This is a genomic window from Flavobacterium sp. ST-158 (genome assembly GCF_058309975.1).
Map to the genome: position 1 here is coordinate 13,062 of NZ_JBZEEN010000010.1, position 10,734 is coordinate 23,795.

At 34.2% G+C, this 10,734-nt stretch carries 7 protein-coding genes; 6 read left to right on the forward strand and 1 reads right to left on the reverse strand.

Annotated elements, in window-relative coordinates:
- The first annotated feature begins 87 nt into the window (after positions 1-87).
- Entirely contained in the window at positions 88-1,215 is a 1,128-nt protein-coding gene (locus AC4FRF_RS14460; protein ID WP_491160435.1) for a universal stress protein, read from the forward strand.
- A gap of 61 nt (positions 1,216-1,276) precedes the next feature.
- The gene (locus AC4FRF_RS14465; RefSeq protein WP_491160437.1) at positions 1,277-2,995 is read left to right on the forward strand and encodes a HAMP domain-containing sensor histidine kinase; all 1,719 of its coding nucleotides are present in this window, start codon (positions 1,277-1,279) and stop codon (positions 2,993-2,995) included.
- 404 nt (positions 2,996-3,399) lie between these two features.
- On the opposite strand, the gene AC4FRF_RS14470 is transcribed toward AC4FRF_RS14465, so the two are convergent.
- Complete coding sequence (locus AC4FRF_RS14470; RefSeq protein ID WP_491160439.1) at positions 3,400-4,515, reverse strand: Fe(II)-2OG oxygenase family protein; 1,116 nt, start codon at positions 4,513-4,515, stop codon at positions 3,400-3,402.
- Positions 4,516-4,785: 270 nt separating this feature from the next.
- Here AC4FRF_RS14470 and AC4FRF_RS14475 point away from each other — a divergent pair, with 270 nt between their 5' ends.
- The 4 genes from AC4FRF_RS14475 to AC4FRF_RS14490 are packed head-to-tail and all read left to right on the forward strand — an operon-like array spanning position 4,786 to position 10,723.
- A complete protein-coding gene (locus AC4FRF_RS14475) occupies positions 4,786-5,421 on the forward strand; it encodes a nitroreductase family protein (RefSeq protein ID WP_491160441.1) in 636 nt (211 codons plus the stop codon).
- A 23-nt stretch (positions 5,422-5,444) separates the two neighbouring features.
- Positions 5,445-6,962, forward strand: a complete 1,518-nt coding sequence (locus AC4FRF_RS14480; protein ID WP_491160443.1) for a pyridoxal phosphate-dependent decarboxylase family protein — start codon at positions 5,445-5,447, stop codon at positions 6,960-6,962.
- On the forward strand, positions 6,943-9,399 hold the full coding sequence (locus AC4FRF_RS14485) for a GNAT family N-acetyltransferase (protein WP_491160445.1): 2,457 nt from the start codon (positions 6,943-6,945) through the stop codon (positions 9,397-9,399). Before AC4FRF_RS14480 ends, AC4FRF_RS14485 begins: the two co-directional genes overlap by 20 nt.
- Position 9,400: 1 nt before the next feature.
- Positions 9,401-10,723, forward strand: coding sequence for a lysine N(6)-hydroxylase/L-ornithine N(5)-oxygenase family protein (locus tag AC4FRF_RS14490; protein ID WP_491160447.1), 1,323 nt, complete (start codon positions 9,401-9,403; stop codon positions 10,721-10,723).
- Positions 10,724-10,734: the final 11 nt, after the last annotated feature.

Consider the following 10,734-nt stretch of genomic DNA (forward strand, 5'->3'; position numbering starts at 1 on the left):
CCATTAAGAAATGAAGTTGTATAAAGCTTCGTTTCTTAATGGTGTAAAAAGTTGGGTTTAATAAATGATTTACATATTAGTTCATGTATGGATATCGAAAAAGATAATAATGTCAGGCATTTTCTCGATTTAATTCAAAAATCAAGAAGAGGAAAGTTTAAAGTGTACATTGGTATGAGTGCTGGTGTAGGCAAAACTTTTCGTATGCTTCAGGAAGCTCATATGTTGTTAAAAAAAGGAATTGATATAAAAATTGGCTATGTAGAAACCCATAATCGTAAAGAAACTCACGAACTATTGGAAGGTTTGCCGGTCATTCCCCGAAGAACTATTTTCTACAAAGGAAAGCAACTCGAAGAAATGGATGTTCAGGCCATTATTAATCTTCGTCCTGAAGTGGTAATTGTAGATGAATTAGCGCATACTAATATAGAAGGGAGTAAAAATGAAAAACGCTGGCAGGATGTTTTGGAAATTTTGGAAGCTGGAATTAATGTGATATCAGCAGTAAATATTCAGCATATTGAGAGTTTAAATCAGGACGTAAAACAAATTACAAATGTTGAAGTAAAGGAACGTGTTCCTGATAATGTTTTGCGATTGGCAGATGAAGTGGTAAATATTGATTTAACCTCCGAAGAACTGATCAATCGTTTAAAGGAAGGAAAAATTTACACCGAAGATAAAATTCAAATGGCTTTGAAAAACTTTTTCAAGTCAGATCAAATTTTACAATTGCGTGAATTAGCACTAAAAGAAGTGGCCAGTCAGGTGGTGCGCAAAGTAGAAAATGAAGTGCCGAAAAATGCAGCACTCCGGCAGGAAAAACTGCTGGCTTGTATTGGTACGAATGAGAAAACTGCTAAAACAGTAATTAGAAAAACGGCTCGTTTAGCGAGTTATTACAATAGCGACTGGTATGTTCTGTATGTGGAAACTCCTAAAGAAAGTAGTGACAAAATTGCACTGGACAAACAAAGGCATTTGATAAATAACTTTAAACTGGCTATCGAACTTGGTGCTGAAGTGATCAAAGTGCAAAACAAAAAAATAACCGATGCCATTTTAAATATAGCTGAACAAAAACAGATTACAACAGTTTGTATAGGAAAGCCTCATTTGAGTTTATTTAAAGTAATTTTGTCAACATCTGTTTTCAGACGATTATTAAATAATCTTTCCAAATCAAATGTTGATCTTGTTATTTTATCGTAATAGTCCATATTAAAACAATTAAATTTAGAGGATAAGACTTTTCATTCCTCGCAATGATGCCATGAGAATTAAAACCAAATTAAATCTGGGAGTTGGATTATTATTTTTACTAATAATTATCCTTACGCTGGTGAGTGCTTTTTATATCTTTTCGATTAAAAAAGACACTGGAAATATTCTAAAAGCCAACTATAATACACTAGAATATTCTCGAAATATGCTTCTTTCATTAGATGAAATAACTACTGATGAAAATAAAGCCATCAGCGTTTTTGAGACTAATCTCAAAAAACAAAGAGCAAACATTACAGAAATTAATGAAGATATCGCAACGCGAAATTTAGCTTTTAATTTTATATTATTAAAGCAAAACAAAAGCAACGAAAAAATTAAAGTTCAAATCCGACAAAACATTTTCGAGATTATGAAGCTTAATATGAATGCTATAAAAATCAAACATGACATTGCCAAACATACTGCGGAAACTGCTAATTTATGGATTGCAATAGTAGGAACTTTGTGTTTCCTGATTGCTTTTAATTTATTAATTAATTTGCCTAATAATATTGCCAGCCCTATCAAAGAGTTAACAGCAAGTATTCAAGAAATTGCAAACAAAAACTATTCGAAAAGAATTCATTTTTTGCATCATAACGAGTTTGGTGACCTGGCCAAATCATTCAACACAATGGCCGAAAAACTACAGGAATACCACAATAGCAATTTGTATAAATTATCATTTGAAAAAAAACGTTTAGATACTCTAATCAATAATATGCACGACCCTATTATTGGTTTAGACAATCAGAACATCGTATTATTTATCAATGATCAGGCATTGAAAATCATAAACAGAAAACAAGAAGAGGTTATTGGAAAATCAGCAACCGATTTGGCTTCAACGAATGATTTAATGAAATCTTTGATTAGCAAGGAACCTGACAGTCAAAAATCAAATCCAATAAAGATTTTTGCCAATGGTAAAGAAAGTTATTTTGAAAAAGAGATGGTAACCATTACCATTACGCCTACCGGAGAGGATCAATCTATAACTATTGGTGATGTGATTATTTTAAGAAATATTACTGTTTTTAAAGAATTAGATTTTGCTAAAACCAATTTTATTGCTACTGTTTCCCATGAATTAAAAACACCAATTTCATCCATAAAAATGAGTTTGCAGCTACTGGAAAACAAAACAACAGGAACAATTAACGAAGAGCAGCAACACCTGATTGACAGTATTAAAGAAGATAGCCAGCGACTGTTAAAAATCACAGGAGAATTACTCGAATTATCGCAGGTAGAAACAGGAAATATCCAGTTGAATATTGAAAAAAGTAATCCATACGAAATCGTTCACTATGCCACCGAAGCCGTAAAAGTAAAAGCGGAACAAAAACAGATTGAAATTAGTATCGATGTCGATACAGACTTACCCGCTGTAAAAGCAGACACTGAAAAAACAAGCTGGGTTTTAATTAATTTTTTAACCAATGCTATTACTTACTCATCAATGAATAGTAAAATTGAAGTTAAAGTAAAAAAAGACCAAAACCAGATTATCTTTCAGGTTATAGATTTTGGTAAAGGGATTGACAGTCGTTACAAAAACAAAGTTTTTGATAAATATTTTCAAGTTCCCGGAAGTAATAAATCGGGAACCGGATTAGGATTGGCTATCAGTAAAGAATTTATTGAAGCCCAAAATGGAAGTATCAGTGTAGAGAGCGAATTAGGTTTGGGGAGTACTTTTAGTATTAAACTACATGTAGCCTGATGATATATACGACTATACTATAACTGATTGAGAGAATAATCAACTAAACCTCTGTACTTTCAGTACAGAGGTTTAGTTTGAAAAAAATAACTTAATTAAAACAAATGGTTGGAAATTTGATAATTCATCATCCAACTAAAATCAAGATTGAATATATTATTTACAATAAATCAATTATCTCCACCAATCGCTCTAAATCCTCTACAAAATGGTTCCAATTTTGTTGAGTGATGGTCACAAGCAAAAAAGCTTGTTTTCAAAAGAAAACAAGCTTTTTTTATATCATTTCCCAACTTTTTAACAAGTTAAAAAATACAAAAACAAGTAATTCAATAATCCTGTAAAGATAACAAGATAGGAATTGAACCACTTTAATTAAAAAAATATTTCAATTTAGGTATGTACTAATCCAAATCAAAAATCTTACCTAAATGTTCCTCCACGACAAAGTATGGATCATTAGTTTGGGTTACAGATCTTATATGAATTAAACTGGTTTTACTCATCATTCTTAACATTTGTCGACGCTCACATTTTAAAATTTTACCGTTTTCTTCGCGCTGACCCGCTACAAAAGCATTTCTACCGTGGGCACATAAATGATTATTAACAAAGATAAGGTCTCCCGCATTCGGAATGTACTCGCTATTTATAAGTTTCTTTGCTTCATTCCAAAATTCCGTTAAATTATACAAGGCTTCCGGAGTTTGTCCGGCATATGGGTTGAATATTTGCTCGGCAGCATCAAATCGGATAAACGGAAGTTCACGATTTCCATATAGAACAGCAGTTGTTGGTCCTGGAACCAATTGCTCTTCGCCATAATTGGCATCTTTTGGACATTGATAAATAGAATCAAATAGTTGCTCCAGCGTTTCATTAATTTTGCCATGAGAACGAATGGAATATAAAGTAGAAGGAACTCTTTCTTCATTTCTCAAATAAAGAAAACTTAAAAAATCTGCCTGATTAAGCAAAAAAGCATCTTCAGTATGAACGTACAAATCAGTCTTTGAACCTGAACCTGTTTGTGTTTCAGCCATTTTCTCATCAGGAATCACTGCATGCATAAGCCCCCCACCTTTTCGCTGTGCATAATACTGGACAGGCTTCGAAGGTACTGCTCCGTGAAGAAGCGAACAGATAAAACCATATTTATTTAATTTACCATAATCAACCTCTTGCCAATTTTCCGGAGTAGGCCCTAATGTATCCTGATCAATCTCTAAAAGTCCCTGAAAAATAATAGCTCCATATTGAGTTGCAGAAAAATCAGTTCCAAACTGAGTTAATATTCTGGTAATTCGTTCTGGTAATAATTGAAAAGCATGAAGATGAAGTGCTGCTATGTATTCGGGATTTTCATAAGTCCCAAATGCCTTTATGAGCAAATTTCCAACATTTGACAAAATATTTCTTTCCTGAGAGCTGACTTCCACTATCAGTGGACTTGTAGGAATTTGATAAGCATAATTTTCTTTTACTGGTATTTCCTCTTCAATGAATGTCTGTGATTTCATTTTATACATTTATTTAATAGTTAATAAAAATGAGATAAATAAAAAACATAAAACACTAAAAACAAACCACATACAAACAAAAATATCGTTCCTGTATATTTTAAATTATAGATGATTTCGTATATTTTTTTTCCGTTTTATTTTTTTTATAAAGATTAATTTCTACATTTGCTTGCCTTGTTTTTATTTATTCTAAATAAAATTTACTTACAAATATATTTGTTTTATCATTTAAAAAAAGAATTTTCTCAAATAATTTTTTAAAAAAATATGAATACTACCACTAAATCCAGTAAAATCAAGATATCAGATTTTGCAATTGAAGAAAATAGAATTTCAAAAATCATCCGGACCAGACGAAGTGTTTATGCTGATGAATTTTTAAAGCAAAATATACCGGATGAATTATTAAATGAAATTTTAATAAACGCAACTTATGCACCCACGCATAAAATGACAGAACCATGGAGGTTTATTATTTTACAGGATACTTATTTAGAACATCTGGGATCTTTTCTGGCTGACTATTACAAAGACTTTTATTCTCAAAAATTTTCTGCTGAAGAAGCTACTGAAAAATACAATCAGCTTAAAGAATACCCTCTTAATTCGGCATGTGTTATTGGAGTTGTACTGGTTCGTAATCGCAAAATAAACCTACCGGAATGGGAAGAAATAGCGGCTGTTTCATCTGCTGTTCAAAACATAGCGCTCAGCTGCACTGCCCATAATATTGGAAGTTACTGGAGTACTTCGGCGGGTGCAATGGATTATGTAAAGCAATTTGATCTGGCCGAAAACGAAAAATCTCTCGGCTTAATTTATGTTGGCTACTATCCTGACAATAGTAAACCGTCAAGAAAAAAGAGAACCCCAATTTCTAACAAAGTAACTTATTTTAAATAATCTCAATTCTAAAATTTATCATTATGCAAAACCTATTAGACAATGCTCAGGATGTCTTTGTTAAAAGTCCTACTGACGATTTTTATCAGGATATTTTTCATGAACATTCCGGAACTGAATATAACAATGCCATAGTGCTGGTACAAAGGCGTGTAACCAGCTTCCTTGAAAATACAAAGATTCCATTTAGCGGTATTAAACCTGATGAAATAAGAAACAAAGTGGACGCTATTAATTTAAATGAGCCACTAAAAGATTATGAAAGCCTTTGGGATGAGATTGATGAGATTTATGTAAATCACGCAACGGCTTATCATTTGCCAGAATATATAGCGCATTTAAACTGCCCTATAGTAATTCCTGCTTTAGCAGCCGATGTACTCATAAGTGCCATTAATTCGTCGCAAGACACGTACGATCAAAGTGCCGGAGGAACATTTATAGAAAGAAAACTGATTGCCTGGACTGGTGAACAAATTGGATACCCAACAGATTGTGACGGAATTTTTACTGGTGGCGGTTCGCAGAGTAACCTTATGGGACTACTTTTAGCAAGGGATTATTTTGCTTTGAAATATCTGGATTGGAACATCAAATTAAATGGCTGTCCTCCGAAATCTAGTAAATTTCGAATTTTTGTTTCTGAGAAATCTCATTTCAGTAATCAGAAAAATGCTTCTATTCTGGGACTTGGAGAACAGTGTATTGTTCAAGTCGTTACCGACAGCCGTTATAGAATGGATGCTACAAAATTAAACCAAGCCATTATTGAAGAGCTGGAAAAAGGAAATATTCCTATTGCTATTATAGCAACTGCAGGCACAACCGATTTTGGTAATATTGATCCATTATCTGAAATTGCAGCTCTGGCAAAAAAATATGAATTGTGGATGCATGTAGATGCCGCTTATGGCTGCGGTTTATTACTGACTGATACATACAAACCCTTGCTAAACGGCATCGAACAAGCTGATTCTGTTACAATTGACTATCATAAATCGTTCTTTCAACCTATTTGCAGCAGTGCATTTATGGTAAGAAACAAACAGCATCTTCATATCATAAAACATCATGCTGATTATCTAAATCCTAAAGAACAGGATTACGATGAACTGCCGGCCCAAATTAACAAATCTCTGGTCCAGAGCACACGTCGTTTCGATGCTTTAAAACTTTGGTGTACACTGCGTTATATGGGTAGAACTAAACTGGGTCAATACACAGAAACCATTATTGAAACTACTCAAAAAACCGCGGCAATATTAGACAACGACAACGATTTTGAGCTTTTAACGCATTCTGATTTAAGTGTTTTGGTTTTTAGGTATAAACGGGACAGCTGGCCTGGAGACACTTGTAAAATGAACTTACACATTAAAAAGAAAATGTTTTTTAATGGTGAAGTCTTGGTAGCAAGCACAAAAGTAGATGGCATTTTCTACCTCAAGTTCACCATTTTGAATCCATTAACGACTATTGCACACATTAATAATATTCTTTCAATAATAAAAAAACACGGAAATGAATACATCTTCTCCTAAAGAGATTGCTCAGGAAGCAGTCGCTATTACGTTTACCATTTTACTTAACTGCTGTGTGCGTGAGCTGGGTAACAGCAGTTTTTATAAAGGGGTTCCTAAATACGATCCTGTACTAAAATCGTATATGTCAAATTACAATCATAAACTTCATTTAAAACTGGATTTTCCTGATGATAAAGTTGAAGTCTATGTGCCAATACGTTACAGATCTGAAACCTTCAGACATTTGTATGACTTTCCGGTAATGGAACGTGATCTTACTAATGAAACCATAAAAGAAATAGATGCTGACCGTTTGTTAGAATTAATTACAACTCATATAAAACAGCAGTATCCGCTGGCAGATTCTAAAAATGTAAAAAAGAGAATGCAGCTGAGTACCGAGAAAATAGCGCAGTTTTTAGAGTATTTTCAAGATTCAGAGCAGCAGTTTAATAAAGCTGAAATGACATTTATTGAAGCGGAACAATTGTTTCCGATAGGACATTTACTTCATCCGCTTACCAAAGGACGTGAAGGTTTTACGGTATCCGAAGTTTTAAAATTTGCTCCCGAAACCGGTGGTCATTTTCAGTTGTATTATTTTTTAGTACATCCTGATTTGGTTACCGAAAAATCAGTAGATGCTATTCTGCCCTCAGATTTTGAAAGAACAGCTGTTTTAGAAGGAAGCAAAGGAGATCAAAAAATACACGATTTACTGGAAAAATATCCGGAATGGAAAGTATTGCCCATACACCCGTGGGAAGCTTCCTATTTTAAAAACCAAACCCTATTTGATACACTGACAAAAGAAAATCTGGTGATTGATTTAGGCGAATTTGGAAAAAAATTCACAGCAACCTCATCAGTAAGAACGGTATATAATAACGAAAGCGATTATATGTATAAATTTTCACTTCATGTAAAAATTACCGGAGCAGAGCGTATTAATCATTATCATGAGCTTTACAGAGGTTATGAAGTATCCCGTTTAATGCAGACTGCATGGGGAGACAATGTTAGGAAATCCTATGCAGATATTGAATTGATCTGCGATCCGGGATTTATATCGGTATCTTATAATGGAAATGTATTGGACAGTTTTTCTACCAGTGTGCGATACAATCCGTTTAAAACTACTGCTTCTGAAAAAGAAGAAAATGTGTGTCTATTGGCTTCTTTATGTCAGGACAGCATATTGGGAGATCCTTCGAGAATGCAGAACGTAATTGAAAATGCTTCACAGCAAACAGGATTTTCTGTAGAAGAAACCAGTGCACTTTGGTTTAAAAAATATATCGATATTATAGTTGGTGGCGTAGTGAAAATGTTTAATGAGCAGGGAATGTTCTGCGAATGGCATCAACAAAATACACTGGTACAATTGGATGCGTCGTTTATGCCTGAAAAACTGTTTTTCCGTGATAATCAAAGTTTTTTATTCCGAAAATCTTTTGAAGAGCAGTTAAATCATATTGTACCGGATTTGTCAGGAAATGGAAAAATGTTTATTCCGGACGATCGTTTAATTAATTTATTACTTCACTATTTCTGGGTTGGAAATATATTGGCCGTTGTAAATACTTTTGGCGCCAACGGACTTGCAGATGAAAAAAATCTCTTGAATATTCTCTATGAGAAATTAGAGGATTTACAAAAAGAAGACCAGAGCGGTCTGGTTACTTTTATTCTCGAAAGCAGGCATTGGAAAGTGAAAGGCAATTTACTTACTGCCTTAAATGATATTGACTGCGGCGGGAATCCTGCTGGTGTGACCCGTATCAATTTTCCGAATGTTTTGCACAAACGCTTTTTCTCAGAACAATTGATAAATCCAAAAGGAAAAGAATTGGTGTACAACCGCTATTTCCCAAAAGAAGATGTGACGATCAGTCTGCGTCCACTCGATTTAGAAAATGATCTGGAAATGCTGCACGAATGGTTTCATCGTGACCACGCTAAAGCCAACTGGAAAATGGACTGGCCGTTACGCGAACTGGAAACCTATTACAGAACACTACTGCCTAGCGACGGCTTGTACAGTTATATCGGAATGGCAAACGGAGAACCGACTTTTAATATCGAAGTATACTGGCCAACCCGTGATGTACTGGGCGATTATTATGATGTGCTGCCAACTGATTATGGAACGCATCAATTTATTGCGCCGACAGATCCGAAACAAAAATTTGTATCGCCCTCTACCCAATGCATGATCGATTATGTATTTGCGCAGCCAGAAGTGGGCAGAATGGTTGGCGAAGGTTCTGTTGATTCCAGAGCTTCGATGATGAACAAAGCTTTTCATGGTTTTAAAATCGATAAAGTCATCAAAATGCCGCATAAAACATCCAATCTTAATTTCTGCTACCGTGAATGGTATTGGGAGAAATTCCCTCAAAACAAAGACATCATAATCAACTCTGAAGCAGAGCATAATCTTATAAAACAATAATATGGAAGATCGTAAAGTATATTCATTAATAGGCATTGGCATAGGACCTTTTAATCTGGGCTTGGCTGCTTTGTTAGAAGCTGTTGAAGACGTTTCATCACTTTTCTTTGACCAGAAAGAACAATTTAACTGGCATCCGGGTTTGCTTTTTGACCATGTTACCCTGCAGACTCCATTTTTATGTGACTGTGTTTCAATGGCAGATCCTACAAGTAAGTTTAGTTTTTTAAATTTCCTTAAAAAGACAGATCGTTTGTATAAATTCTTTATCCGCGAAAATTTCTTTGTACTGCGTAAAGAGTATAATATATACTGTCAATGGGTGATTAAACAATTGAAAAATTGCCGTTTTTCATCGAGTGTAAAGGGAATTTATTATAAAGATGGTCTTTATGAATTGCATGTTTTTCATAAAGATGAAAATCAGACCAAAATTTACTATTGCGAAAAATTAGTGTTAGGAACCGGTACTGTGCCTATACTTCCTGATTTTGTTAATTTAGAAGAGATGGAAAAAGTTTGTCATACGTCAAGCTATCTTTTTAAAAAAGAAGAAATATTAAAACAAGATAGCGTTACCATAATTGGTTCGGGCCAAAGTGCTGCCGAGGTTTTCTATGATCTGCTTCAAAACAGACCTAAAAATTTAAAACTGAATTGGTATTCCCGTCCCGATCGTTTTTTTGCAATGGAATATTCTAAACTAATTTTAGAACATACCTCACCAGATTATATCGACTATTTTCATCAAATGCCATCTTCAACTCGTAAGCTCATGCTAGAGCGTCAGAAATCACAGTTTAAAGGCGTCAACTTTGATTTACTCAATGAGATTTATGATCATCTGTATGCTTTGAGCGTCGATAACGATGACATTGGCGTAAAAATCAGACCCAATATTCAATTGGATGATATCACTACTGGAATTCACACTACTTATGAATTGCATCTGGAGCAAATCGAGCAGCATAAAAAGTTTACAGATCCTGCTGACTATGTAATTCTAGGCACCGGATATCATTATCAGGAACCTCAATTTCTTAAAGATATACAGCATCGTATCAGCAGGACTTCATCAGGAAGCTACGCTGTAAATAGAAACTACAGTATAGATCATAATGGCAGCGAAATTTTTGTACAGAATGCAGAAATACATACACACAGCTACATTTCATCTGATTTGGGCATGGGCGCTTACCGTAATTCTTATATCATCAATGAAGTAGCGAAACGTGAAGTTTATAAATTAGAAAAGAGAATTGCTTTTCAGGATTTTGACCTTTCGCATATTGCAGCAGAAAAAACTGAGGAAATTAGTATTTAAAACACATCAAA

Coding starts and splice junctions, on each gene's coding strand:
- AC4FRF_RS14475 (WP_491160441.1), top strand. CDS start 4,786: ATGAATACTACCACTAAATCCAGTAAAATCAAGATATCAGATTTTGCA.
- AC4FRF_RS14480 (WP_491160443.1), top strand. CDS start 5,445: ATGCAAAACCTATTAGACAATGCTCAGGATGTCTTTGTTAAAAGTCCT.
- AC4FRF_RS14485 (WP_491160445.1), top strand. CDS start 6,943: ATGAATACATCTTCTCCTAAAGAGATTGCTCAGGAAGCAGTCGCTATT.
- AC4FRF_RS14490 (WP_491160447.1), top strand. CDS start 9,401: ATGGAAGATCGTAAAGTATATTCATTAATAGGCATTGGCATAGGACCT.
- AC4FRF_RS14470 (WP_491160439.1), bottom strand. CDS start 4,515: ATGAAATCACAGACATTCATTGAAGAGGAAATACCAGTAAAAGAAAAT.
- AC4FRF_RS14465 (WP_491160437.1), top strand. CDS start 1,277: ATGAGAATTAAAACCAAATTAAATCTGGGAGTTGGATTATTATTTTTA.
- AC4FRF_RS14460 (WP_491160435.1), top strand. CDS start 88: ATGGATATCGAAAAAGATAATAATGTCAGGCATTTTCTCGATTTAATT.